Source organism: Rubellimicrobium rubrum, from assembly GCF_006152115.1.
GTDB classification, from domain to species: domain Bacteria; phylum Pseudomonadota; class Alphaproteobacteria; order Rhodobacterales; family Rhodobacteraceae; genus Rubellimicrobium; species Rubellimicrobium rubrum.
Map to the genome: position 1 here is coordinate 1 of NZ_VDFU01000031.1, position 24,695 is coordinate 24,695.

General features: G+C 66.8%; 20 protein-coding genes. 2 read left to right on the forward strand and 18 right to left on the reverse strand.

Annotation, left to right across the window (positions count from 1 at the left end):
• Positions 1 to 185 precede the first annotated feature (185 nt).
• The 15 genes from FHG66_RS17820 to FHG66_RS17890 all read right to left on the reverse strand — a co-directional run bounded on the left by FHG66_RS17820 (position 186) and on the right by FHG66_RS17890 (position 16,098).
• On the reverse strand, positions 186 to 1,337 hold the full coding sequence (locus FHG66_RS17820) for a glycosyltransferase family protein (RefSeq protein WP_139078403.1): 1,152 nt from the start codon (positions 1,335 to 1,337) through the stop codon (positions 186 to 188).
• The gene (locus tag FHG66_RS17825; protein ID WP_139078404.1) at positions 1,334 to 2,494 is read right to left on the reverse strand and encodes a glycosyltransferase family 4 protein; all 1,161 of its coding nucleotides are present in this window, start codon (positions 2,492 to 2,494) and stop codon (positions 1,334 to 1,336) included. The genes FHG66_RS17820 and FHG66_RS17825 overlap by 4 nt, the downstream gene beginning before the upstream one ends.
• Positions 2,495 to 2,506: 12 nt before the next feature.
• Positions 2,507 to 3,997 (reverse strand): oligosaccharide flippase family protein, encoded by a 1,491-nt coding sequence (locus FHG66_RS17830; RefSeq protein ID WP_139078405.1) that lies wholly within the window; start codon positions 3,995 to 3,997, stop codon positions 2,507 to 2,509.
• Positions 3,998 to 4,092: 95 nt separating this feature from the next.
• The gene (locus tag FHG66_RS17835) at positions 4,093 to 5,514 is read right to left on the reverse strand and encodes a mannose-1-phosphate guanylyltransferase/mannose-6-phosphate isomerase (RefSeq protein WP_139078435.1); all 1,422 of its coding nucleotides are present in this window, start codon (positions 5,512 to 5,514) and stop codon (positions 4,093 to 4,095) included.
• Between the two features lie 129 nt (positions 5,515 to 5,643).
• On the reverse strand, positions 5,644 to 6,603 hold the full coding sequence (gene fcl / locus FHG66_RS17840) for a GDP-L-fucose synthase (RefSeq protein WP_139078406.1): 960 nt from the start codon (positions 6,601 to 6,603) through the stop codon (positions 5,644 to 5,646).
• A gap of 22 nt (positions 6,604 to 6,625) precedes the next feature.
• Positions 6,626 to 7,744, reverse strand: coding sequence for a GDP-mannose 4,6-dehydratase (gene gmd, locus FHG66_RS17845; RefSeq protein WP_246082671.1), 1,119 nt, complete (start codon positions 7,742 to 7,744; stop codon positions 6,626 to 6,628).
• A 220-nt stretch (positions 7,745 to 7,964) separates the two neighbouring features.
• Positions 7,965 to 8,144, reverse strand: coding sequence for a sugar transferase (locus FHG66_RS22695; protein WP_425471756.1), 180 nt, complete (start codon positions 8,142 to 8,144; stop codon positions 7,965 to 7,967).
• A gap of 45 nt (positions 8,145 to 8,189) precedes the next feature.
• Positions 8,190 to 8,639, reverse strand: a complete 450-nt coding sequence (locus tag FHG66_RS17855; protein ID WP_139078409.1) for a lasso peptide biosynthesis B2 protein — start codon at positions 8,637 to 8,639, stop codon at positions 8,190 to 8,192.
• Positions 8,632 to 8,910 carry a PqqD family protein gene (locus FHG66_RS17860; RefSeq protein WP_139078410.1) on the reverse strand — a complete coding sequence of 93 codons (279 nt, stop codon included), beginning with the start codon at positions 8,908 to 8,910 and terminating at the stop codon, positions 8,632 to 8,634. Before FHG66_RS17860 ends, FHG66_RS17855 begins: the two co-directional genes overlap by 8 nt.
• 171 nt (positions 8,911 to 9,081) lie before the next feature.
• Positions 9,082 to 9,987: a phosphoenolpyruvate carboxykinase (ATP) gene (locus FHG66_RS17865; protein ID WP_139078411.1), complete on the reverse strand. Its 906-nt coding sequence runs from the start codon at positions 9,985 to 9,987 to the stop codon at positions 9,082 to 9,084.
• A 366-nt stretch (positions 9,988 to 10,353) separates the two neighbouring features.
• Positions 10,354 to 10,500: a lasso RiPP family leader peptide-containing protein gene (locus FHG66_RS17870; RefSeq protein ID WP_139078412.1), complete on the reverse strand. Its 147-nt coding sequence runs from the start codon at positions 10,498 to 10,500 to the stop codon at positions 10,354 to 10,356.
• 37 nt (positions 10,501 to 10,537) lie between these two features.
• On the reverse strand, positions 10,538 to 12,421 hold the full coding sequence (locus tag FHG66_RS17875) for an asparagine synthase-related protein (protein WP_139078413.1): 1,884 nt from the start codon (positions 12,419 to 12,421) through the stop codon (positions 10,538 to 10,540).
• Entirely contained in the window at positions 12,418 to 14,007 is a 1,590-nt protein-coding gene (locus FHG66_RS17880) for an ABC transporter ATP-binding protein (RefSeq protein WP_281282966.1), read from the reverse strand. The genes FHG66_RS17875 and FHG66_RS17880 overlap by 4 nt, the downstream gene beginning before the upstream one ends.
• Positions 14,008 to 14,069: 62 nt before the next feature.
• Positions 14,070 to 15,224, reverse strand: coding sequence for a nucleotidyltransferase family protein (locus FHG66_RS17885; protein ID WP_176556330.1), 1,155 nt, complete (start codon positions 15,222 to 15,224; stop codon positions 14,070 to 14,072).
• A 178-nt stretch (positions 15,225 to 15,402) separates the two neighbouring features.
• Positions 15,403 to 16,098 carry a sugar transferase gene (locus FHG66_RS17890; RefSeq protein ID WP_139078416.1) on the reverse strand — a complete coding sequence of 232 codons (696 nt, stop codon included), beginning with the start codon at positions 16,096 to 16,098 and terminating at the stop codon, positions 15,403 to 15,405.
• Positions 16,099 to 16,613: 515 nt separating this feature from the next.
• Between FHG66_RS17890 and FHG66_RS17895 the strand changes: the two genes are divergently transcribed.
• Positions 16,614 to 18,773 carry a polysaccharide biosynthesis tyrosine autokinase gene (locus FHG66_RS17895; protein ID WP_246082673.1) on the forward strand — a complete coding sequence of 720 codons (2,160 nt, stop codon included), beginning with the start codon at positions 16,614 to 16,616 and terminating at the stop codon, positions 18,771 to 18,773.
• 295 nt (positions 18,774 to 19,068) lie between these two features.
• On the opposite strand, the gene FHG66_RS17900 is transcribed toward FHG66_RS17895, so the two are convergent.
• The 3 genes from FHG66_RS17900 to FHG66_RS17910 form a co-directional block, all read right to left on the reverse strand.
• Positions 19,069 to 20,436 (reverse strand): polysaccharide biosynthesis/export family protein, encoded by a 1,368-nt coding sequence (locus FHG66_RS17900; RefSeq protein ID WP_176556332.1) that lies wholly within the window; start codon positions 20,434 to 20,436, stop codon positions 19,069 to 19,071.
• A gap of 783 nt (positions 20,437 to 21,219) precedes the next feature.
• The gene (locus FHG66_RS17905; protein ID WP_139078418.1) at positions 21,220 to 22,572 is read right to left on the reverse strand and encodes a family 1 glycosylhydrolase; all 1,353 of its coding nucleotides are present in this window, start codon (positions 22,570 to 22,572) and stop codon (positions 21,220 to 21,222) included.
• Between the two features lie 67 nt (positions 22,573 to 22,639).
• Positions 22,640 to 23,671: an aldo/keto reductase gene (locus FHG66_RS17910; RefSeq protein ID WP_139078419.1), complete on the reverse strand. Its 1,032-nt coding sequence runs from the start codon at positions 23,669 to 23,671 to the stop codon at positions 22,640 to 22,642.
• A 166-nt stretch (positions 23,672 to 23,837) separates the two neighbouring features.
• On the opposite strand from FHG66_RS17910, the gene FHG66_RS17915 reads away from it, so the two are divergent.
• Positions 23,838 to 24,665: an aldo/keto reductase gene (locus FHG66_RS17915; RefSeq protein WP_139078420.1), complete on the forward strand. Its 828-nt coding sequence runs from the start codon at positions 23,838 to 23,840 to the stop codon at positions 24,663 to 24,665.
• Positions 24,666 to 24,695 lie beyond the last annotated feature (30 nt).

Consider the following 24,695-nt stretch of genomic DNA (forward strand, 5'->3'; position numbering starts at 1 on the left):
AAAGAATGGCAGTCCAGGCCCGAGCTTTTCCACGAGGAGCCGTGCCACTTGATGGCGGGACTAAACACCTAAACATCGCTCACCTTCGCAGCCTCGGCGCGCCGAGCTTCCGAGCCCCTGCCGACGTCTGGCTCTGTGCCGGCTGTGGCGGCCTGACCGGCGCGACAGGGCCTGGCCACTCGGCTTCAGGGCCCTACCAGGATCTCCTGCATCCGCGCATCGAACATCCCGGACGAGAAGCGCCGCCGCGCCATCGTGGCGGCTTCACTGAGGAGCTCTGCCCGCGCTTCGCGCTCGGCCAGCGCCACGGCGAGAGCGCCGGCCACTGTGGCAGGCCACGCGTCGGGGAGCACCCGGGCAGGGTAGCCCGCCGCGGTTGCCCGCAAAGCCGGTGTGTCGAGCACCAGGACCTCTTTGGCACGGCACATCGCTTGGATGAGAGCGAGCGGCTGGCATTCGCTGGCGTATCGTGAGGGAAGGGCCACGAGATCCGACTGGTCCACAAGGTCGCTGGCGGCCTCGGGCCGGACGGGGCCGAGGTACTCGAACCAAGGCTCGGCCCGCAGCGCCGCGAGCCGCGCCTCGACTTGGGGCAGGTCCATCTCGGGATCAGCTAGCGGCGCCCCAACCGCGACTAGCCGGACGGGCGTGCCGGCTGCCACCGCGGCGCGAACGCCCTCGGCCACGTCGAAGAAACCCTTGCTAGCGAGGATGTTGGAGTTCCATGCTACCCGAAGCGGGCCTCCCGTCGCGTGGAGTGGCTCGGGACCGGGATAGCCGGGCAGGAAGTTCTCGCACATGTGCAGGGCCTGGAACGGCAGGCCAGCTAGCGCTTCAACTACATGTGCCGATGGGACGATTATCTCGCACCGGCGGTAGAACCACCGCGCCAGGGGCGACACCTGACGCGCGACCAGCAGATCCGCAATATCGGAGCCGTGGACGTGCACGACCGTCCGCCAGCCCAGGAGTGCCGGCAGGAGAGCCGGCACGTCGCGCAGGAAACCAGCGTTGGAGCGCGAGCAGACCACGTAGGTGACCGAGGCTCGGCCCCGCAGCAATGCGGACCAGAGCCGGGCAGCCGCTACGGCGACGCTTGCCATGGCGCAGCCACGCCCGCCGGCCACATAAATCGCTGGCGTCCACTCTACGCTCTCCTGTGCGGCCATGACACGGCGGGTCACGATCGCTTGGCCGTTGGCCGCCTCAATCCCGGAACTCCAGACGGCGATGCCGACCTTGCGCTGCCGCACCGTGCGTCCGGGGTTTGTGCCGGCCTTCCGGTCGGCGGACGGCATGGGGGACGACGACGCCTTGGCCGCCGCGAACGGGCTCACGAGGCCAACTCCTCAAGGCCTCGGATCGCGGCCAAGAACCGCTCGGTCATCTGGGCTGTGTTGAAACCGTCGCGCACCGTCGACAGGCTGGCCGCCGACATCCGGTCCAGCGTTCCCGGAAGGTCAATTAGGCTGGCGATCGCCGCCGCGAGCCCGGCTTCCTCGTTTGGAGGGAAGGATCGTCCGGTCGTCTCGTTCGAGAAGGCGGCGATCTCGGGCATGTGGGTCCAACGGTCCGAATGGACGACGGCGGGAAGTCCATAGGCCATGCCATGCACCAAACTCAGGCCTACCTCGCCGGGATAGACGAACAGCCGGCAGGCGTTGGCCGCCGCAGCAATGGTGGCTTCGTCGGTCGTGCCGCCATGCCAGTGGACGCGTCTGTCGAGATCCAGCTCGCGCGACAAGCCGCGCAATGACCCGACCATGGAGCCGTCACCCACCACCCGCAGTTCCACGCCTTCAAGCTCCGGCCGGGCGAGGCTCCGCAGTAGCAGGTCGAGACGCGCCTTTGGCTCAATCCGCCCGACGAAGAATAAGGCCCGCGGCCGGTCGGCGGCCAGATAGGGTGCGCGGCAGGCTTCAATAGGGTCGGTGTTCAGTCCGTTGTTCAGGGCCGACACGCGGCTCCCGGGGTTGTAGCCCAGCTCTGCGCTGTACTCGCGCACCTCGGCATCGGTATAGAAGATCTGGGCGTTGCCGAGCCGCATCATCGGCAGCCGTAGCGCCAATCGCCAGCTTCGGCTGGTGGAGCTCCAATAGTGGCCCCACCACACGGTCCGCGCTCCCACGAGTCGGGCCTTGGCCAACAGCAGGAGGTTTGTCAGGCAGCGTGGCGCTCCGCAGACAACGACGATATCGCCGCGCCTCACCTTGACGCCCAGCGCGCCCGTCTGCCAGTGGGCACGGCCACGCAGCAAGGGGCGCATCGGACCGAGGTGGCTGAACCAGCTGGGCATCCGTTCGTGCCGGGTGAGGGCACCCATGTCTGCCGGAGAGGCATAGACCCGGAAACGGTCGCCAAGGATGGCGGCCATCCGGTCGAAAAGATCAACCCTGTAGCTCGGCAGGGCCGGCTGGACAATCGTCACTCGCTCGGCGATCCGCGAGATCGTTGGGCGAGCAGCACGGTCATCGACGTCGGACGACGTTGCCATCGGCAGAACCTCCTACAAGGTGGCCCGGGGGCGCCCACGCGCGAGCGCCCCAGTAAGGGTGCCGAAACCCTCTCGGTTCAGCAGCCAGCTCGATCCTATAAGCGTCAGGAGGGCAAGGGCTGTTGCCGGCACTGCCAGTGCTGTGGCGGCGGGAAGAGCCCAGGCCACCGAACCGCCCGAGACCATGGACGACGCCAAACCTAGGATCGCAATCCCGAGGACCAGAGGCAGGAAGGCGCGTCCGAGCCGCGCCGCCTGTTCCCGGTGGCTTATGCCTATACGCTGCGCAGCCACGGTGTAGCTCAAGAGCCCGATAAAGCCTTGCTGGGCCGCCACGCAGACGGCAGCGCCGGTGAGCCCTCCGGCATAGCCGCCCACCGCTGCCGCGGTCATGAGCGACCCGGCATCAATTATCATCAGCACGGCCCGAAGCCGCCAGCGGCCCCGCGCCTCCAAGACAGAGAAGCCGACGGCTTGGTGAAGGCGGAGCGGCAGCGTAATAGCGATGACGGTCCCGACCAGCGCCGCCTCGTCCCATTTGCCGCTCCAGACCAAGTGGGTGACGAGCGGCAGCAGGCCCAGCAGGCCCAGCGACAGCAGGGAACTGAGGCAGGCCATGCCACTGCACATGGTATGAAATTGGTCGCGAAGCTCCGCCGGGCTGTTCTGAAGCCGGGCAAAAATCGGCATGGATGCCTGCCCAACGCTGGAGGTGAGGAGCACGCCTAGGTTCGCCGTCAAGAGAAAGCCGAAGTAATACTGCCCGAGGTCGTGCTCGGGCAGCACGAGGCCCAGCACGATATAGTCGCCGTTCTGGGTCAGCCCAAAGACCATCCCAGTGCCGATGATCCAGCGCAGGCTCCAGAAGATCTCGCAGAAGCGGTGCGCGTCAATGGCAAGGCCAACCGCCGTGTCCAGCACCTCGCGGCGCAGCAGCCAGACTTGGAACAGCACCGACAGCGAAAGGGCGGCGGCAATGCTGATCGTCTCGGCCCCGGCCAGGGCGATGACCAAGATAGCGATATAGTAGAACGTCGCCTGCGCCATGCTGTTGAGCGAGATGGTCCGAAACCGCAGGTCCAGCGACAGCGCGCTCAGATAAATGTTCTTGACCGCGGTCAGGGGCACGCTCAGCGCGGTCAGGAGGATCACGGTCATGAGGGCTGGCATGTCGTAGATCCGGGCAAGCATTACGCTCGCCGCCGCCATGAGGACCACCCCGATAAGACTGAGCTGGATCGCGAAGGCGGAGTAGTCGCGCGACAGCTGATGGAACTCATCCTGCCGCTGGATTAGCGACTTGCCGATGCCGGTGCTGTAGAAGCCCGAAGTCAGGGCTAGCGCCGCCGCGCCAATGGCGAAGACGGCGTATGTTTCGGGCGAGGCAATGTGCCCGAGCAAGACTTGGTTCGCAAACGACATAACCTTGATGCCGATGGCGGCCAAGGAAAGCCAGGCGATACCCTTAAGGGCGATCGTCCGTTCGGTTGCTAAGTTAGCCATCGTGGCGTGCCTGCCTGTCGTCAAAATCGGAAGCGGGAGGGAGTCTCTGGCCGGGAGGACCAAGGACAACGTACCGAGGTTGTTTGGGGCGATGATCAGGTCCGGGCGTAGACGTCCTCGTAGCGGACTATGTCGTCCTCGCCCAGATAGGGACCGGTCTGCACCTCTATGAGAACCATGGGCAGCTTGCCCGGGTTCTCCATTCGGTGCTTGGCTCCCAGCGGGATGTAGATCGACTGGTTCTCGGTCACAAGCCGGACGTCGTCGTTCACCGTGACCCGCGCGGTGCCCTGGACCACGATCCAGTGTTCCGAGCGGTGGTGGTGGCTTTGCAGGCTCAGCGCCGCCCCCGGGTGGACTACGATGCGCTTCACCTGGAAGCGGTCGCCCATGGCAAGGCTCTCGAACCAGCCCCAGGGGCGGTGGTCGCGCGGGAAGGTCTCGGCTTGCCGCGCGCCCTCTTGCTTCAGGGCGGCGACGGCGGCCTTCACGTCCTGCGCGCGGTCCTTGTGGGCGACCAGAACGGCGTCCGGCATAGCCACGGCGACGATGTCCTGCAGCCCGATCCCGACGATCCGCTGGCCCGGCGCCTCGGACCGCAGCAGCGTGCCCTCGCAGTCGATGGCGGTAGTCGCGCCGGAGGTGGCGGACCCGTCCTCCTGGGTTTCGCGCCAGACCGAGGCCCAGTCGCCTAGGTCCGACCAGCGCCCGGTGTAGGGCATCACGGACAGGTTGTCGGCCTTTTCCATGATCGCGTAGTCGATCGAGATGGCAGGGGCCTTGGCCCAGGCCACCGCATCGAGGCGGCAGAAGCCCAGGTCGCGCTTGGCCCCGCCTAGCGCGGCCTCGACCGCGGTCAGGAGATCCGGGGCATGGCGGCGGGCCGCGTCGATCATGACGTCGGCCCGGAACAGGAACAGGCCGCCGTTCCACAGGTGCCGCCCGTCCGCGAGCATGGCCTTGGCGCGTTCCGCATTCGGCTTTTCGACGAAGGCCACGAGAGGCAGGGGCTCGGGGGTCTCCCCCGAGGGCGGAGCCGCAAGTTCGAGATAGCCGTAGCCGGTCTCGGGTCGGTCGGGGGTGATCCCGAAGGTCACGATGCGCCTGGCCTCGGCCGTGGGTGCGGCGGCTGCGACCGTGTCGCGGAAGCCTTGCGCGTCCGGGATGACGTGGTCGGACGGGGCGACCAGGATCAGCGCCCGGGAATCGTCATGGGCGACCTGAAGCGTCGCGGCCAGGATCGCGGCGGCGGTGTCGCGCCCCTCGGGCTCGATGAGAAGGGCGGAGGGCATGATGCCGGTCTCGTCCAGCTGCTCGGCCGCGATGAAGCGAAAGGCATCGGCCGTGACCACCACAGGGGCCGCGAAGAGCGCGCCCGACAGACGCCGGGCCGAAGCCTGGAACAGGCTCTCCTCGCCCAGAAGGGCCGCGAACTGCTTGGGGTAGCTCTTGCGGCTGAGCGGCCAGAGACGGGTGCCCGAGCCGCCACACAGGAGGACAGGGTGGATCGTGGCCATCGGCGTCTCCGCGGTCGTGGGGCGTCGGTCAGCGACGTCGGATTGGGGCGGGGTCAGGACGGTCTTGTTCATGATCTCATCGGATCCGGCTGGGGAAGGACGGCCCGGCGGGCCAGGTTCTGCGCCCGGTCACTGCCGGATATCTCCCGCTCCTTGCTTGAACCATTCGTAAGTCTCGGCGAGGCCGTCGCGCAATGGGGTCCTTGCCCGCCAGCCCATGGAGGCAAGACGGCCCACATCCATCAGCTTGCGCGGGGTGCCGTCGGGCTTGGCCGTGTCAAAGCCGATGCGGCCCCCGAACCCCGTCACCTCGGCCACCATCCGCGCGAGATCGGCGATGGAGATGTCCTCGCCCGTCCCGACGTTGATGTGCGACAGCATCGCCCGGGTGTTCGCCTCGTAGGTGGCCCGGTCCAGCCCCATCACGAAAAGCGAGGCCTCGGCCATGTCATCCACATGGAGGAACTCGCGACGGGGGGTGCCCGTGCCCCAGATGGTGACCTCATCGCGCCCGTCCCGCGCCGCCTCGTGGAAGCGGCGGATCAGGGCGGGGAGGACATGAGAGTTCTCGGGATGGAAGTTGTCGCCCGGCCCGTAAAGGTTCGTGGGCATGACCGAGCGGTAGTCGCGCCCGTGCTGCCGCGCGAAGCTTTCGCACAGCTTGATCCCGGCGATCTTGGCGATCGCGTAGGGCTCGTTGGTGGGCTCAAGCGTTCCGGTCAGAAGCGCGTCCTCGGCCATCGGCTGGGGCGCCTCGCGCGGGTAGATGCAGGACGAGCCCAGGAACAGGAGTTGCTGGACCCCCGCCGCATGGGCCTGCCCGATCACGTTCGCCTCGATCAGCAGGTTGTCGTAGATGAAGTCGGCCGGGTAGGTGTTGTTGGCATGGATGCCGCCGACCTTGGCCGCAGCCAGGATCACTGCGTCGGGCCGCTCGGCCCGCATGAAGTCACGGACGGCCGCCTGATCCGTCAGGTCCAGTTCCGCATGGGTGCGGGTGATGGGCTCGTCGCGCCCTTCGGCCTGGATGCGCCGCAGGATCGCGCCGCCCACCATGCCGCGGTGCCCTGCCACGAAGATTCGCGCCATTCTGGTCTGCTCCTCGGGGCCGTCAGTTCTCGACGCTGATAGGCAGGTCGAGCCCATGCGTCTTGAGCAGCGCCTGCCGCCGGGCGGAGAGGTGGTCCGCCGCGACCATCTCGCGGCACATCTCGCGCGCGGTGATCTCGGGCACCCAGCCCAGCTTCTGCTTGGCCTTGGCGGGGTTGCCCAGCAGCGTTTCGACCTCGGCGGGGCGGAAGTAGCGCGGGTCGATCCGCATCACGACCTGACCTTCCTTGACCATCGGCGCGTGTTTGCCCTCGACCCGGTCCACGACCGCGACCTCCTCCACGCCGCTGCCCATGAACTTGAGGGTCATGCCTAGGTCATGCGCGGCCCAGGTGATGAACTCGCGGACCGAGTATTGGACACCGGTGGCGATCACGTAATCCTCGGGCTCGTCCTGCTGGAGCATCATCCACTGCATCCGGACATAGTCCTTGGCGTGGCCCCAGTCGCGGAGGGAGTCGATGTTGCCCATGTAAAGGCACTTCTCGAGGCCCATCGCGATGTTGGACAACCCGCGCGTGATCTTGCGGGTCACGAACGTCTCGCCGCGGCGGGGGCTCTCGTGGTTGAAGAGGATGCCGTTGCAGGCGTACATCCCATAAGCCTCGCGGTAGTTCACCGTGATCCAATAGGCGTACATCTTGGCGACGGCATAGGGACTGCGCGGGTGGAACGGCGTCCGCTCGGTCTGCGGCGTTTCCTGCACGAGGCCGTAAAGCTCGGAGGTCGAGGCCTGGTAGAACCGGGTGGTCTTCTCCATGCCCAGGAAGCGGATCGCTTCCAGAAGGCGCAGCGTGCCCACGGCATCGACGTCGGCGGTGTACTCGGGGGCCTCGAAGCTGACCGCCACATGCGACTGCGCGCCCAGATTATAGACCTCGTCCGGTCGGATCTCGGACAGGATGCGCGTCAGGTTCGAGGTATCGGTGAGGTCGCCGTAATGCAGGCGAAAGCGCCCGTTCTCGTGGGGATCCTCATAGATGTGGTCCACGCGCTGCGTGTTGAACAGGGAGGCCCGGCGCTTGAGGCCGTGGACCTCGTAGCCTTTCTCGAGCAGGAACTCGGCAAGGTAGGAGCCGTCTTGGCCGGTGACACCTGTGATCAGGGCTCGCTTGGTCACTTCGTAGGGCTCCTTGTCCGTGTCGTGGCCGCGCCCGGGCGGCTGGCGGTGCGAGACCGGTCGCGATATGTGACGTCGGTCTAATCGATATGGCCGGCGACAGGGAAACAACCGTACGGTCCAGCGTGTCGTCGTAGGGGCGCGCATGACACGGAGCGCCTCGACTGTCCACCGCAGGGGAACAATGGATCGGCAATCACTCGCCTATAACGTGCATAGATCAAGCGCCTTTGGCGCCTAGGACGACGCGGAGGGTTCGGCAGGCGATCCACAGGTCGAGGCGGAGGGAGGCGTGGCGCTCGCGGTAGCCCGGCACCTGTTCGGCGTACACGCGGGCGTGGTCGAAGAAGTCGGGCCGGGGCCCGATCAGGCTCATCTCGCCCTGGAGCACATTGAGCACCTGCGGCAACTCGTCCAACCGCGTGCGACGCAAAGCCCCTTGGGATCAAAGGTCGCGGTCGGGCGTGACGAGTGGGACGAAGCCGCTGACATCGCCGCCGGTGACGATCCTGTCCCCATGCCGCAACCACGCATGGGCCTCGAAGCCGGGGGCCCGGTCCTGTCGGACGCCGATAAGGATGTCGCTCGGGACCCCGGTGCGGGCGAGCCAGGATTGTGCCGCAAGGGCTTGGACGAAGCAGTCGGCGCGCCAGGGAACATGGCCGGCCACGCGCGGCACGGCAAAGGCCACGCGATCCACCATAGTGCTGTCCGTCAGCCCTGCCTTGGGGTTCGTAGGGTTGCCCTGGCGCGCCATCCGCATCAGGGCCCGCCCCGAGTGGCGGCCCAGGCGCCAGCGCGCGCGGCCGAGCTCAAGGGCCGCGCGACCGAGGTCGAACCAAGTCCGTGGCCCGAGGTACAGCAGGTGAACCGCGACGAGCTTCCGCCTAGCCATGCACCAGGAGGCCGTTTCGCATGAGATCGTCGAGGAAGCGCACCATGTCGGCTTCGATGGTCGCCGCGCTCACGCCGTAGTCGGCGGCCAGACGGTCGCGGATCTCGGTCAGCGGAACCCGTTCCTTGAGAAGGCCCCAGATCTCAGTGCCCAGCGTATCGAGCCCGTAATAGGTGTCGTTGCCGAGATGGAGGATCACCGTCTCATCTCCGACGCGGCTCTCGAGGGCCTCGGGGGAGGGGGACAGGTCCAAAGGGTAGGCGTCGATCATCAGCTCCTCACGAATCCACCCAAAACCGTGCGCGGCGACAGGATGCAAATGACCCGCATTGCTCTACCGCTGTCCGGTTCAAGTAGGGCGATATTGGCGAGATCACCGTCCGACCTCGTGGCGATTCCATAGCAACCTGGGTGCGGGCCACCGATTTCGGCCAAGCATGGCTTATCGGGGGCCCTCCAAGCCGATCGTCTCGGCGATCATGGCGCGCACCAGGGGCAGTTCGTCGAAGGTTCGGGGATAGGTCAAGGCATAGCCCGGCACCGCATTGGCCACCAGACTCGCGAGGCGCATCCGCTGTCCGGCCTTCATCCGATCAGCGGGATCGAGGGCAAAGCTGCTGCGGAGGAGTTCGATGCACACCTCGGACGGAGGAAGCCGGGCGATCCGACGCTTCCCGGCTTGGCAAGGGTCGGACAGGAAGAAGAGCCCCTGCAGCCTGAGGTCCGCCGGAGTGGAGGCCGCGTTGCCGACTGCCACGCTGATCTTGCGCCCTGTGGGCCGCGAGTCCGCCCCGGCCTGCGAATAAAGCTGAGCCCAAGCGTCGGGCAGCAGCTTGAGCCGGGTATAAAGCGCTCGTGCCAGGACGGTCTCGTCCTCGTGGCGCAGGTCGACCGCGTCGTCCCCGAGCAGCGGCCATCCGGTCTGGTGCAGGTATCCGGTCAGCGTCGACTTGCCGTGGCCAGATGGCGCGACGAACAGCACGGCCGAGTTGGGTGCCGGAGCGACCGCGCCGGCATGGATCACCAGATGCCCCAGATGGGACAGGATCCGTGGCGCGACATGATCGCCGACCCACTGCGCCACCAGTTCGTCCTCGGCCTCTGGGTCCACGTCATGAACCAGCACGGAGCGGGTTTCAAAGGACACGCGGGCGGAGGCAATGCCTTCGGTGCGGACGAGCCTGTCGGGGCCGTCCTCGGCCTTGCCTGTTTCGGTGCCGCACCCGTCATTCCAGGTCCAGGACGAAGCCCGGGCTGGCGCTGCCTCGCCACGGCGGAAGCTCCAGCCCGGCAAGCCGAACGGGTCGAGGTCACGAGACGCGGAGGGATGATCAAAGGCTTGAACCATCAGCGATGCCTAATCCGGCCATCCCGATCAGGGCTGCTGGACCCCCTCGGAACGATAGACCCTGTTCTCCGATGCTCCGAGATCGGTGCAGGAGACCTGGTTCCGGCCGCCTGGGCCATGTCGGCCAGAAGGCTGGCGCCCGACGGACGTTCCACAAGGACATCCGCCATGCCCACCTTGGCACGATCGCGACAGCCCGTGCGCTTGGGACGTGACGCTTTGGTCATCACATCCAAGGGTCACTGGCTTTCAGGTGACTTGGGCCAGATGCGAATCGCAGGGCTGGTTCTCAACCCCGATCCTCGGACGAGCACAGGGCGAAATACGCCAGTTGAACCTAGGCCGGCGTCCCAGGCCTGGGCGGCTTCAGGGCCGGATGCGGCCCCGTTCCTGGCCTTTGTTGCTTTCCTTGGTGCCCTTGGTGCCGGAAGCCGTCAGGGCCGTGACCGTACCATGCACCGTCAGCGTGGGAGCGGCGTACTTCTTGGCGGCACTCTGCTCTTGATTGTTCATCGCTTCGTCCTTGTTGCTTCCTAGGAGTGTCTGGTGGTCATGGCTTCGGTCCGTATGCCGAATTCGACCAAAGCGCCAAGACCGTCCTGTCCCAGCGTAGGTCGTCTACTAATGGTCTGCTCAGTGGCTGTCCATAGGGCAGGTTCAATGCCTGGTTGAGCAGGGTTGCAGTTGTGTCGCTGGGGCCCGGCATTGCGCCATGCTTGTCGGCGGACCGGATCAGCAATTGGGTCAGTGTCCACCCGAGATGGGTTCGCCCCGCACGCCAAAGCACCTCCTCGGGTAGCAGGCCCCGAAGCGCGCGTCGCAGCAGCACCTTGGGCCAGCCGTCCGTCTTCATCTGCGAGGACGGGCAGCGAAGGCAGAACTCGATGACGCGGAGGTCCATGAAGGGGTCGCGCGGCTCGATCCCGTGCCCCGCCGCGACGCGGTCATAGCGCTCCCGCCCCACCAGCAGGACCGGACCGCTGATGCTGGCCGCGCGCCACGCGGCCTGGGATGGCGCCGGGGCGAAACTGTTCCGCCGCCACCGCGCAACGCGCGACCGAAGATCAACCTGCCGGGCGAAGTCGGGATGGAGGAGGGCGCCCTTCGGACGGGCATCGTCCAGGCCGCTCCAGCGACGCCGAGCGCGGCGAAGCCAGTCCGGAACCGCCGCTTGCCGGAGAGCCTCTCCCATGAACCGCCAGCGCGTGTGCTCCCCGCTCCAGTACCGTTCCTCGGCCACCGCCTCGTTCCAGGCCGTCGTCCATCGGCCCGCGCGGATCAACTGCCCCATCCGGTTCCCGTCGGTCAGAACGATGTCCCCGGCCACGCCATCCAGCACGACCCGCACGCCTGCGCGCTCTGCGGCGATATAGGCGCTGCGCACGAGGTTCATCTGACCGTCGAATGGCTCCTTCAGGGACCGGAGAGCCTCGTGCAGGTCGTCCATGTAGGGGGACAGGTCCGCCACATCCACCAGATGCGGGTCCAGGCCCGGAATGGTAAGGCTGGCCCGGATGGCCCGTGTCTCGGCGCAATCGGGGTCCGCCGAATGGATCACGGAAAACGTGGGGAGAGGCCCGCGGCCCTCGGCCGCGAGGAGGCGCGTCGCGACGGCGACCGCCGAGCCCGAGTCGAGCCCTCCGGACAGCATCGAGCCGACCGGGCCGTCGCTTCGCAGGCGGCATCGCACCGCTTCGGTGAACACGTCGAGGAAGGCGTCCGCATAGGCTTGGTCGCTTCCAAGGCGCATCTCGGGGCCCGGGACCAGGGACCAGTAGCGCCGGACGGTCAGGCCCCTGGCATCCGCCACGAGCCAATGGGCCGGCGGCAGACGGCGGACATGCTGGAAGAAGGTCGACTCGACGTCGATGGCCTCGAGGTAATCCTCAAGATAGTCTGCGATCCGACCCGTATCCAGGTCGGGCGGAACCCCCTGAGCCTCGAGCACGGCCCGAGGCTCGGTCGCAAAGGCCAGCAGGCGGTTCTCGCGGTGCGCATAAGCGAGCTGCCGCATCCCCATAGGGTCGCGCGCCGCAATGATCTGCTCAGCGCGCGGATCCCATATGGCAAAGGCGAAGTCGCCCAGCAGGCGGGTGAGGCAACCCTCGCCCCAGGCCAGCCAGGCCCGGAGGATGATCTCCCCGTCGCCGATCACGCGGCCGGTCCCGAGGAGGTCCAGTGCAGCCAGCAGCTCTGCCCGGTTGTCGAGCCGGACATCCGCAGTGATCGTGCAGCCCGTCGCGGGATCGGTCAGCGGCATGACCTCGTGCCGTGCTTCCGGCGTGGTGGCGAGCAGCGTGTGGCCCAAGGCGACCTGGCCTTCCCGATGGATCCGGGTCGCGTTGGGGCCGCGCCGTTCCAGAAGGGCGGCCATGGCCTCGATGCCGTCAGGCGGCCCACCATCGAGCCTAAGGATGCCACAAATGCCGCTCATGCCGCGCTCCGGTCGGCGACGATCCGGCCCGCATCCAGCCGGACCACACGGTCCGCGAGGGCTAGCGTCGCGGGCCGGTGGGTGATAACGACAACGGTTCGATTCTTGAGGGCCGAGGCCGCGGCGGCCACAAAGGCGCTTTCTCCGTCGAGATCGTACATCGACGTCGCCTCGTCCAAGATGAGGATGGGTGGATCCTTCAGGATCGCCCGCGCGAGCGCGATCCGCTGCCCCTGACCGCCCGACAGCCGGACACCATTCTCTCCGATGCGCGTGTCGTAGCCTTCGGGCAGGTCGAGGATGAAGTCATGCGCTTGGGCGAGGCGTGCGGCGGCCTCGATCTCGGCCACGGTCGCGCCGTCCCGGCCGAAGCCGATGTTGTCGCGCACCGTGCCGTGAAACAGGAGCGGCCGCTGGGGCACGAGGCCGATCTGTCGGCGCAGGTCGCGCAGCGCGATGGCGCGAAGGTCCATGCCATCGAGCCGGACCGTGCCCTGTTGCGGATCCTCGAACCGCAGGAGGAGTGAGGTCATCGTCGTTTTGCCCGCGCCATTCGCGCCGGTCAGGGCCAGTGTCTCGCCGGGGCGGATGGACAGGGTCACTCCTCGGAGAGCCGATTCGCGCCCCGGATAAGCAAAGTAGACGTCTTCGAAGGCGATCGCACCCTTGGCCCGGTGCAGTCGCGGCGCATGGACAGGCTGCGGCTCGGGCGGCGTGTCGAGGATCTCGGACAGGCGGGCGAGGGTGCCGCGCGCCGACTGGACGCGTCCATAGACATGGGCCAGTTCCGCCACGGGGCGGGTCAGGAGGGCCGCATAAAGGAGAAGGCTGACCATCTCGGACGGCGACATCGCCCCTGCTTGCAGGCGCTGACCGGCCAGAGCCAGAAGAAGGACCGCGCCGATCCCGGCCACGAGGCTCGTGGCTGGGCCGAAGACCGCATAGATCTCGGCTTCGCGGATCGCGAGGTCGCGCGCGGTCCCGGCCTGTTGGCCAAAGCGCCGGGTTGCCTGATCCTCTCGGGTGAAGGCCTTGATGGCGGGCAGCATCGCCAGATCTTCCGAGGCAGTGGCCACCACCTGCGCCTCGGCTTCCTGTATGGACTGGGCGAGGCCCCGCAGGCGGCGACCCACGACCTTGAGGGCCAGGTAGAACACGGGCACGATTAGCGGCACCGCCAGGGCCAAGGCCATGTCGATCCGCGCCATGAGGATCACCGCGCCCAAGGCCGTCACCGCCTGCGCCGGCAGGCCTGCCAGCGTTTCGGTCATGAGACGTCCCAGACGCTCGATCTCGTAGGTCGAAAGCGCCAGCAGGTCCCCCTGGGTGTGCCGCTGGTGAAAGGACAGTGGCAGCGCCTGGAGGTGATCGTGGACTTGGGTTCGCATCTCGGCCAGCAGCCGGGCCGTCGCACGACCCGACACTATCCCCAAGGCGGCGCGCAGAACTGCCGCGAGGGTTAGGACCAGAACGAGCAACGCCGCCACTGGCGCAAGCGCAACACCCGCCGTTTCCAGGATCGCACCGGCCATTCGTCCAGCCAACGCGGGCAGCAGCAGCATGGCGCCGGACTCGGCCAGCATCAAGACCGCCAGGAGCGCAAGGGCCCCGGTATGAGGTCGGGCCAGGTGACGGAGCCGGGTGAGGGTCAGGTGCCCCTCCCTCGCGGACGCGGCCTCAGGAAAGCCGCGATGCGGCGGAGATGGAGAACGGGCAGGGGCTCCTTGGAGCGGTCCGGGTACTTGGCCCGCATGAAGCTGGCAGGGGGCACCAGCCGACCCCAGAGGAACCCGATCTTCCGGCCCAAGCCCGGCACCGCGCGGAGATCCCGCAAAGCGCGTCCGGCCTGATGGCTGCCCAGCAGGTAGCGCGTCTCGGGGGTGTCCTGGGGTGCGGCAGACAAGCGGCCGACCGTTCCGGCCGGCACAGGCGTGCCCAGTTGCCGCGCGGCGATCGCCAGCCCGTCCAGCGCCACGCGCGCCAGCCCAGCCTTGGCAGCGGCGGCCTCGAAGTCCTGCCACTCGGCGGGCTCTATGACGCGCGCCAAAAGGTCGATGTCGCGGAGCCAGATCAGCCGGTCGCCGCTGTAGTGGACTTGGCCGTCCACGTAGTACGGGTTGACGATGTGCTGGGCCCGATGCGCGCAGGCCAGCAGGAGCGCGCCATCCCGAGGCAAGCCGAAGGCTGCTTGGCACAGCCGAGGCAAGGGGTGCCGGCGGGCCCACACAGCATCGAACTGGAGCGCATGGGCGAGCAGGGGCGAGTTGAGGGCCTGCCAGTGGAGGTCCACATCGTGAACCAGCCCGTCGGGCGTCTGCTTGGTCCAGGTTTCCTGAAGCCGGACGGCCTCGTCCCCGGTCGGATCGTCATAAAAGTGAGCAAACCCCTGGGCCGCCAAAACTCGGCGCGCGGTGTCGCGGTCGGCGGGCGCGATCAGGATGTCGCTGTCCCCGCGCGCACGCGCAGCGGAAGGCTCGTAAAGGTCATAGGCCAGCGCCGATCCCTTGAGTACCAGCACTCGGACTTCGGAGGCGGCCATGACCGACAGGAGGTTGGACAGCACCAGCCTGTGCCGCATCTCCCACATCGCCTGCGCCATGGCGGCACGGCGCAACGCTTCGGCCGCTTCGGATGGCCAGCCCTCGACGGTCCCGGTCAGGCATCCGGCAACGCCGTGATAGAGTGCGCGCCGAACGACGACTTCGGGCCGAACCTGCGGCGGGCAGGCGACCGGCCCGCAAAGCGCGCGGGCCAGGACTGCGTCGGCGGCGCCATCCTCATCTGTGGTGATCGCTGGTGCCATGGCAGGAAGCTTGGTCCGGGAAGCTGGGACGGATACGCCGCGGTCAACTCGCGCGCGTTCCCGCATGGCGTCGCCGACGAACGGAATCAAGTCCCTGTGCGACCGGCATCCAGCGCAGCCGAACGAAGCCCCTGAAGGCGCCCCTTCGGGCTTCGTCCGGGGCCACGCTGTGCATAGATCAAGCGCCTTTGGCGCCCAGGACGACGCGGAGGGTTCGGCAGGCGATCCACAGGTCGAGGCGGAGGGAGGCGTGGCGGACGTAGTGGAGGTCGGCGGCCACCTTGGCGTGCAGGCCGTCGAGGCCGTCCACGTAGCCCACCTCGACCTGCGCGAGGCCCGAGATGCCGGGGCGCACGGTGTGGCGCTCGCGGTAACCCGGCACCTGTTCGGCGTACACGCGGGCGTGGTCGAAGAAGTCGGGCCGGGGCCCGATCAGGCTCATCTCGCCCTGGAGCACATTGAGCACCTGCGGCAACTCGTCCAACCGCGTGCGACGCAAAAGGCCGCCCAGGGGAGTGATGCGGTGACGGTCGAGAGCATCGAACGCGCCACGTGCCACCTGGGTGGCGTCCGTCATCGAGCGGAACTTCCAGGCCTGGAACGGCTGTCCTCCCTGGCCCATGCGAGTTTGCACGAAGAAAAGCCCGCCGCGGTTGAACCACGGGTTCAGCACGACCAGCAGCAGCGCCACCAGCCCCAGGGGCGCCAGCAGCACCAAAGCGCCCAGCACGTCCCCGGCACGCTTGACCCATAGATAACCGGCACGCGAGCGGCCCGACCCGATCTGGCCCGACCCGACCTGGCCCGACCCGACCTGGCCCGACGCAATCTGGCCCGTTTCGCCCCAGCCGCCCTCGGCCAGAATGTTCGCCATCGCCGCTCCGCCTCCGCGCGGCGCGTCTCCAGTCCTGCCCAGCATCCGTGTCCCTCGTCGTCCCTGCTTCAAGACAGGTTAAACAGGCCATTAAGGTGACAGGCGTGCGATGGAAAGCCAAAAGAGGCGAAGTCGACAAATTCCTGCAACCTTGAGGTGTAGATGCCGCGCGACCCGGGGGTGTGGTGACCTCTCGGCGAGCAATCGTACCCGAAGTCGATCTGGACCCGGCAGGTTGGCTGTGGATACGCTGCGCTGGCCGCAACATCCGGTCAGTCAGCCGTCAGGTCTACACGTCCAAGTGTAGCCACGTAAGCATCAAACCGCTCAATGGCGAGTCAGCCACCGAGCCCGTCGATCCAGGGTGGGGCAACTTTATGTATGTAAGGCAGTAGTTTACTGGAGAGATGAAACCTCGTGGGATCGTGAGTCTCAGGGTTAAGTTTAATACTTATCCAATCGGCGAACCTGGTCTAATAGAGCCCGGATGCTCCGAGGCGAGAGACAAGGCCGTGATGCAAAAACCCGTGCCAGCTTATGAGCTGCAGCCCGCCGTCCGTCACGCCGAGGCCGGGGACGAAGTCGATCTTCTGGAGGTGATGCGCACGCTCTGGCGCGGTAAGCACTCCATCGCGCTCTGCGCCGCGCTAACCCTGTCCTATGGGGGGTACAAGGCCTTCGTCACGGCCCAGCCACTTTACACGGCGACGGCGCAGATGGCTTTGGAGGTCAGCACCCCGTCAGTGATGAACGTCGAGGCGGTTGTCTTGGGCTTTGCGGGCGACGAAGCCAGCATCAACACGGAAATGGCTGTCATCACCTCCGGTGATCTCATCGGCCGCCTGGTGGACGAGCTGCAACTGACCCAGGACCCCGAGTTCAACGGCGCCATCGAGACATCCGATGACCAGCCTGGCCTGATCGCGCGGGCCAAGGACGTCGTCCGGGGTTGGCTTAATCGCGAAACCGCCACTGTGGAGGACCCCGTTCTGCCCGAGGAGGAGCGGCGCGACGTCATTGACGCTGTGCGCGGTGCCATCGAGACGGGCAGCAGCTGGGATACCTATGTCTTCACGATCTCGGCCACGACCGAGGATCCTGACAAGTCGGCCCTGCTGGCCAACACGCTTGCTCGGGTTTATCGCGATGATCAGGCCCGCATGAAGATCGAGGCCACGGAGCAGGCTGCGGAATGGTTGTCTGGTCGTGTCAGCGAGCTTCGGTCCGAACTCGACACCCATGAACGGCGGATCTCTGACCTGCGCGCAAGCAGTTCTCTGGTCAGTGCGGAAGGCCTTGATGCTCTCAACGGGCAGGCCATCGAGTTGCGGAGCCAGCTTCAGCAAGTCCGAGGCCAACTCGAGCGGATCAACGAACGCCTGCAGGCCCTGCGGGCGGCCGAATTCTCGGACGACATCCAGATCAAGCTGGACGCGGCGCAAGACGGACAGCTCGAATCCGCTGCAGGTGCCGTCGCGTCCTCCGAGCCGGGCGCACAGGCTCGGTTCGACCGTCGCTTCGTACAGGTCATCCTGCAGACCGAAGCCGAACAGCAGCGGGCCGAGGCCCTCATCACCGAGCTTCAGCGCCGGGTGGACGAGTTGTCTACCCAGTTCGAGGGGCAGTCGGTCGATTTCCAGGAACTCCAGCAGTTGGAGCAGGAAGCCGAGGCCACGCGCGTGCTTTACGAGAGCTTCCTGACCCGTCTCAAGGAAACGACCGTCCAGGAGAGCGTCCACCAGTCCGACAGCCGCATCCTGACCGAAGCCCGCCCGGGCGAGCAGGTAGCGCCGCGGCGTTCGCTCATGCTGGTCATGGCGCTGATGGCCGGCCTTCTGCTGGGTTCGGCGCTCGTTCTGCTGCGAGAGTTCCTGCAGAACACCTTCCGCAGCGCGGAAGAATTGGAGCAGTACACCGGTCGGACCGTGCTGGGGCAGATCCCCCGGATTCCCACCCGTGCCCGCGTCGACACCATCAAGTATCTCCTGTCGAAGCCGACCTCGGCTGCGGCCGAAGCGATCAGGAACCTTCGGACCTCGCTCCTCCTGTCGAACGTGGACCGGCCGCCCCAGGTCATCATGGCAACCTCCTCGGTTCCGAACGAGGGCAAGACGACTCTGACCATCGCGCTGGCCCAGAACCTGGCCGGCCTGGACAAGCGGGTCCTGCTGATCGAGGGCGACATCCGCCGTCGCACCTTTGCGGCGTACTTCCGGCAGGCTCCGGGCAAGGGCGGCATCCTGTCGGTGATCGCCGGACGGGACAGCCTGGAGGGCGCGGTGTTCCGGCCTGAAGGTTTGGACATCGACGTCTTGGCTGGCGAGCAGCGGTCCAACGTCAATGCCGCCGACCTGTTCTCGTCCGACAGCTTCCAGCGCCTGATCGAGCAGGCGCGAGGGGCCTACGATTACATCGTCATCGACACGCCGCCGGTGCTGGTCGTGCCGGATGCTCGGGTGATCGGCCAACTGGCCGACGCCGTCGTTTATGTGGTGCATTGGGACCATACGCCCAAGGGCCAGGTCGAAGACGGGCTCCGGCAGTTCCGGTCGGTCAATGTGCCCGTCACCGGGCTGGTGCTGTCCCGCGTCGATCCCAAGGGGATGAAGCGCTATGGCTACGGCGGCCGCTATGGGGCCTATGCCCGCTATGGCCGCAGCTATTACGAGGCCTGAGCCAGGACCTCATGGCCCGGAATGCGAACGGCCGGTCAGTGGACCGGCCGTTTTCTTTTGCTGAGCAGGCCAAGTCGGCCGAGAGGACGTCCCCGGGATGTCGGGATGTGTCAGCCGACCCCGTATCAGGACCAGAGCGGTCGGCATGTTCCGATGGTATCGCCAAGACAAGGGGCGAAGCCGGGCAAGTTCGGGTGAGGTTAAGCGTCCCCAGTGCGGGCCGCCGATCCGCGCTTTTGCGCCGTGGTGTTCCGGGCCACCCCCGGAAGGGATGGCCTGATGGGACGCGTCGCCGTCAGTCCGCGGCTGACGAGGCTTCGGACAAGATCGTCGGGAAGAACTGCTGGAAGGCGCGGTTCCACCGGGTGATCGGCTGTTCCTCGACGAAGATGATGTCGTTGGGCCGAAGCTCGAACTGGGTGGCCAGGATCAGGTTGCCCGCGTTGCGGGCGTCCAGGTGCCATGCGATCACGGGCTCGGCCAGTCGCGGATCGGTGGACTGGCGAAGGACGTAGATCTGCGACGGGTTGCCGGTCTCGGTCTGGAAGCCCCCGGTTTCGAACAGCGCATCGGCAAGAGAGGCCTGCTGGTCGTAGGGCAGGGGATAGCGCGTCTGCTCGGACACTTCGCCGGCGAGGTAGACGTAATCCCGATCCTCGGCGCCAAGGTCCGAACGGCTCTCGAAGACGGAGCGTACCTCGTCGAGCTGGGCCCGACGGATCCCGATTTCCGCGGACAGCTCGGTCAGGGCGGCGGTGCGATCATCACGCCGCAGGCTCGATGCGGTAATCTGACGCTCGAAGTACTCGAACGCCCGGTCGAGGTCGTAGCTCGTGTCCACGAAGACCGAATCACCCGGGAGGAGTTGCACAGACTGGAGGTCGCCGCGGTTGAGGTAGTCTTCGACGGGCACCTGGTACAGCGTACCACCCCGGTAGATGCGGATCGACGCGTATTCGGGCGTGTCCACGTCAAGGCCGCCCGCCGCAGCCAGCGCCTGATCCAGCGTGGGAACGTTGAGGGTGACGGGCACGGCGCCCGGCGCGCCCACATCGCCGCCCACGGTGATCGACTGGGAATTGAACTCCGCGATCTGAAGGCTGAAGTTCGGATCGATTCCTGTCTCGATGAAACGCTCGAACAGGCGCTGCTCGGCGTCCTCGATGGTCATGTCGCCGACTTGGACGGTGCCGACTTCGGGCACCGCGATCGCGCCGTCATCGCGGACGGTGTATTCCTGTCTGACCTCGCCTCCGGAGATCGAGCCGGTCACGGCCTCGGCGCCGCTGGTGGGGGTGCGCGTCGCCAGTTCGACCACGTCGCCGACCCCAAGCCGGTAAGGCTCGGGCGTTGCCGGCGGCGGCACCCGCAGTTCCAGGGTGCCGGGTTCGAGGTTCGGGACTTCGGGCGTCGGCGGGAGTGCGCCGGCCCCGCGTGGGGTTCCTCCGCCAGCAGTCTGCGAGAACGCGGCGGGCAGGCTGCGCGGCGTGTAGGGCGCGCCGTTGTTGGCGGTGAACACGCTTTCCCGGGTGACCGGGATCACCGTCACGCCGTCGTTCTGGTCTCTCTGGTTCACCAGCGGGCTCACATAGGTGACGCCGCAGCCCCCGAGTCCCAACGCCGAGGCGAGAAGGAGACTCCGGAGTGTAGGTAGGTTGCGCATTCTTGTCCTCTTACCGTCCACCCGGGCCTCTTGCGGGATCCAACCCCGAGCCCAACGCGCTTTGCGTCTGGTCCCAGCTTGGTCCCGATCATGGCCCTGTTGTTCACTCGTTCCGTCCGGGCTGGTGCCCGTGTCGTCATTCACCCGCACAAGAGCACGATCCTTCGCCACAGTTCCAGTGACCGGATCATCCTGATCGCGGTGTGCGGATCAGGAGTGTTGCAGCTTTGCCTTGTCAATGCGGGCGTGTCACGGGATCCGCTGCCGATTATCCTCAGACATCCCGGCTGACCGGCGATCCTCTGCCGACCCGAACAGCGGGCCCGAGTGTCGGCATCCCCATGAGGATGGCTGACAAGCGAGTACGTCGACGTGCAAGTCATCACGCCGTTCTTATCAGGATCGGGGACTCGGCCCAGGGGCCACGCGAGGAGATGGCGCTACCTCCCCCTGAGGAGATGGCGGAGACCCCATTGAACGAGGATGGAAGAAACGGCTTAGAGAGTTCCGCGCCGATCCAGGAGCCTTCGACCGGACGGGATCCATCCCCTGACGATGTCCCTTTGGTCGGCCGTTTGCCAAGCCCCGAGCCCGAGAACGACCGAACCCTGGCCCTTATGGTGGCTCTGGCCTTTCTGGTTGGGCTCGCCATCTGGGGAGGGCTTGCGCTGCTCGTGCTATGGTGAGGGGGGAACCGTGCCGGACATCGGCCAAGTATGCCAGATCAGGGACGCGCTCGTGCCCGTCAATGGAAATGCGGCTGGTTGCGGGACGCGAGGGGCCCTACCAGCCGCCCGGCGGCCCTGGCGACCGGTCGGGCCCCGGACCGGGCCCACGCCGCGCTCCGCCGGTCCGACCGATGTTGCGTACCGCGTGGCGGCGGAGCCGCTCGGCCTTGCTGTCGGGTTCGGCGTTATCCCCGTCGGGCATGTCGAGGGGCAGCACGAGGCAGTGGCTTTGGGCAGGCAGCACGGTCGACCAGTCCTTGATCAGCTGCTTATAGCACTTGCCCACAGGACGGATGTTGCGATCGAGATCGAACAACCCGAGCGGATTCACGGTGCCATTGTCCTCGCGCAGGGCGGAGTCCCAGTCCACCTGGTCTGTGATCGAATACCAGGTGAAGCCCAGGATCGGGATGCCGATGTTCCTGACGCGCAGGACGTTCGCCCACTGCTTCCAGAGCCAGTCCACGGCCTCCTGTCCGGTCGGTCCTTCCCAGAGATTCGTCTCGGTGTGCATGACGGGCAGTTGGTATCTGTCGTGGTATTGCCGCGTGATCTCGTCGTAGCCGAAGACCTCACCCGAGGCGGTCACGCGGCCGTCGGCGTAGACCCGATGCTCGTTGGTGAAGTAGTAGTCCGTCCCCATGATGCAGTGACGGCGCAGATGCTGGTTGAGGAAGAAGTGGTACTCGTCCCGCGTCATGCCGTTGTCCATCAGGAACTCGTACATGTCGCTGTTGACGCGCTGGCCGTAGTTCAGGTCCAGCGTCAGGAAGCGCTGCTGGTTGTAGGTTTCCGCAAGCTTGATCGCGGCGGGGGAGGAGGCGTGGAAGTATTCCGACGACTCGCTTTGGATGAAGAGAGCGTCGGGCCGCACCTCCAGGATCGCCTGCATGGCAAGGACATTGGCCTTCACAAGGTGCTTGAGCGCGGTGACGAAGCCCTGGTCGGACGTCATCTGCTCGTTCCACCAGCCATTCCTCCCAGAGAAGGTGGCGCAGATGAACATCTCGTTCACCGGCGTATAGAGCTGCACCCAAGGAAAGCGGGCGGCGAAATCGCGGGCGTAAATGGCGAAGAGGTCCGGAAAATCGCCGTTCTGGAAGTTTCCGATCCAGTCCGGGACGCCGAAGTGGCACAGGTCCACCATCGGCATGATCCTGAGCCGCTTCATCTCGGCAAAGGTGAGGTCCGCGAATTCCCAATCGTAGCGGCCCGGCCCGAGCCATGTCGTGTGGATGGGGGGCCCGTAACGGAGGAACTCGATCCCGAGTTCCACCACGCATTCGAAGTCGCGCTTCCAATGCGTGTAGTGGCCGCACTTCTCCATCTCGTCCACGCGATGGGTGCCGGAGCGAATGGTCGGGTAGCTGTTCTCGACCCCCGTCGCGAAGATGAAGCCCGCCGCCATGTCCTGTCCCCCTGGCCTAGTCGGCCCGTCCCGCCGCAACGTCAGCGGAACGGGCCGGTTCCTGCGGCTAGCGACCGCCCTCGATGCGGCGATGCCGCTGCGCGATGCCCTTGGCGCCGTAAGGGTAATCACCGACGATCGGTTCGCTGGCCGCGTCCAGGCGGGACATTTCTTCGGATGCGAGGGTCAGGTTCGCGGCCTTCAGGTTCTCGGCCAGTTGCTCGGGCGTGCGTGCGCCCAGGATCACCGACGTGACGGCAGGTTTCTGCACGAGCCAGGCCAGGGCCACCTCAGCCATGCTGACGCCGCGCGTCGTCCCGATCTCCTCCAGGGCGGCGATGATGTTCCAGGTCCGCTCCTGTGCGTTGCGGGGTCCGAAAGCCTCAACCCCACGATTCGGGTCCTCGCCCAGACGGGTCGTTCCCGTGGGCGTCTGGTCGCGCCTGTACTTGCCGGTCAACCAGCCGCCGCCCAAAGGCGACCAGGGCAGCAACCCGATCCCGGCATCGAGGCAGGCGGGCACGATCTCGTGCTCGATGTCGCGGGCCAGCAGGTTGTACTGCGGCTGGAGCGTCACCGGCGGCGCCCAGTGGTGCGCCTTGGCGAGGTGGACCGCCTTGGTGATCTGCCAGCCCAGGTAGTTCGAGACGCCGTAGGCGCCGATCTTGCCCGCGCGGATCGCGTCATCGAGGAAGCGAAGAGTCTCCTCCAGGGGGGTCAGGGCGTCCCAGGCATGGACCTGGTACAGGTCCACATGATCCACCCCGATCCGACGGAGGGAGTCGTCCAGCGCCCGCGTCAGGTGGCGGCGCGACAGGCCGAGATCATTCGGGCCGGAGCCCATCGGGAAGCGGCCCTTGGTGGCCACGACCATCTGCGCCGCCTCGGTCGGGCGGGCCTTCAGCCACCGGCCGACGATCTGCTCGGACAATCCGGCCGAGTAGACGTCGGCAGTGTCGATGAAGTTGCCGCCCGCCGCCGCGTAGTCGTCCATCATCCGGAACGACGCCTCCTCGGAGGACTCCGCTCCGAAGGTCATCGTCCCAAGGCACAGCGTGGTCACCGCCGTGCCGCTGTGGCCCATTTGCCTGAGTTGCATCCTGTCCTCCCTTGCGCTGATCTCGCCGGTCGGGTCCCGGGCCCGTCCGCCGGCCTGACACGCACATAGCGCCCAAGGCTGGTCGGCCAGCCCGGAAGCTCCGGCCCGGCCTTGCCCCCCCGTGACCGCCGCTAGGTCATGGCCTGCGCAAACCAGGAGCCCGCCCATGACCCCGCACGTGCCTGCTCTCACCCTCAACGACGGCCGGAGCATCCCCCAGATGGGCTTTGGCCTGTGGCAGGTCCCGGCGGGCCGCACGGCCGAGCTGGTGGCCGAGGCCACGGAGGTCGGCTACCGCCAGTTCGACGGCGCCGCGCTTTATGGCAATGAGGAAGGTCTGGGCGAGGGCGTCCGGCGTTGCGGCCTCCCGCGCGAGGAGGTGTTCGTCACCACAAAGATATGGAACGACCGCCACGGCTTCGACAGCACCCTTCGAGCCGCCGAGGAAAGCTTTGCCCGGCTCGGTCTCGACCGGCTCGACCTCCTGCTGATCCACTGGCCCGCCCCGGCGCGCAACAAGTATGTCGAGACCTGGAAGGCGCTGATCCGCCTGCGGGAGGAGGGGCGCGTCACCTCGATTGGCGTGTCCAACTTCGCCCCCGAGCATCTTGACCGCATCGTCGGCGAAACTGGGGTGGTTCCGGTCCTCAACCAGATCGAGCTCCATCCCGAACTGCCCCAGGCCACCCTCCGCCGGAAGCATGCGGAACTGGGCATCGTGACCCAAAGCTGGACCCCATTGGGCCAGTCGAGGACGTTCGATTCCCAACCAGTGCGCCGCGCGGCGGAGCGGACCGGCGCCACATCCGCGCAGGTCATCCTCGCCTGGCATGTCGCGCTGGGCTGCGCGGTCATCCCTCGCTCCACCAAGGCCGAGCGGCTGGCCGAGAACCTGGCGGCCCTGGAGATCCGGCTGACCCCCGAGGAGGTGGCGGACATCGAACGGCTGGAAAACGGCCACCGCACCGGGCCGGATCCGCTGACCTTCTCCTGACTGTGGGAACAAGCGGCGCGCGCGCGCGGT

Coding starts and splice junctions, on each gene's coding strand:
- FHG66_RS17830 (WP_139078405.1), bottom strand. CDS start 3,997: ATGGCTAACTTAGCAACCGAACGGACGATCGCCCTTAAGGGTATCGCC.
- FHG66_RS17860 (WP_139078410.1), bottom strand. CDS start 8,910: ATGATCGACGCCTACCCTTTGGACCTGTCCCCCTCCCCCGAGGCCCTC.
- FHG66_RS17890 (WP_139078416.1), bottom strand. CDS start 16,098: ATGGCGAACATTCTGGCCGAGGGCGGCTGGGGCGAAACGGGCCAGATT.
- FHG66_RS17885 (WP_176556330.1), bottom strand. CDS start 15,224: ATGGCACCAGCGATCACCACAGATGAGGATGGCGCCGCCGACGCAGTC.
- FHG66_RS17900 (WP_176556332.1), bottom strand. CDS start 20,436: ATGCGCAACCTACCTACACTCCGGAGTCTCCTTCTCGCCTCGGCGTTG.
- FHG66_RS17895 (WP_246082673.1), top strand. CDS start 16,614: ATGCAAAAACCCGTGCCAGCTTATGAGCTGCAGCCCGCCGTCCGTCAC.
- FHG66_RS17865 (WP_139078411.1), bottom strand. CDS start 9,987: ATGGTTCAAGCCTTTGATCATCCCTCCGCGTCTCGTGACCTCGACCCG.
- fcl (WP_139078406.1), bottom strand. CDS start 6,603: ATGGCGCGAATCTTCGTGGCAGGGCACCGCGGCATGGTGGGCGGCGCG.
- FHG66_RS17905 (WP_139078418.1), bottom strand. CDS start 22,572: ATGGCGGCGGGCTTCATCTTCGCGACGGGGGTCGAGAACAGCTACCCG.
- FHG66_RS17825 (WP_139078404.1), bottom strand. CDS start 2,494: ATGGCAACGTCGTCCGACGTCGATGACCGTGCTGCTCGCCCAACGATC.
- FHG66_RS17855 (WP_139078409.1), bottom strand. CDS start 8,639: ATGGCTAGGCGGAAGCTCGTCGCGGTTCACCTGCTGTACCTCGGGCCA.
- FHG66_RS17915 (WP_139078420.1), top strand. CDS start 23,838: ATGACCCCGCACGTGCCTGCTCTCACCCTCAACGACGGCCGGAGCATC.
- FHG66_RS17875 (WP_139078413.1), bottom strand. CDS start 12,421: ATGAGCGGCATTTGTGGCATCCTTAGGCTCGATGGTGGGCCGCCTGAC.
- FHG66_RS17910 (WP_139078419.1), bottom strand. CDS start 23,671: ATGCAACTCAGGCAAATGGGCCACAGCGGCACGGCGGTGACCACGCTG.
- FHG66_RS17835 (WP_139078435.1), bottom strand. CDS start 5,514: ATGGCCACGATCCACCCTGTCCTCCTGTGTGGCGGCTCGGGCACCCGT.
- FHG66_RS17870 (WP_139078412.1), bottom strand. CDS start 10,500: ATGAACAATCAAGAGCAGAGTGCCGCCAAGAAGTACGCCGCTCCCACG.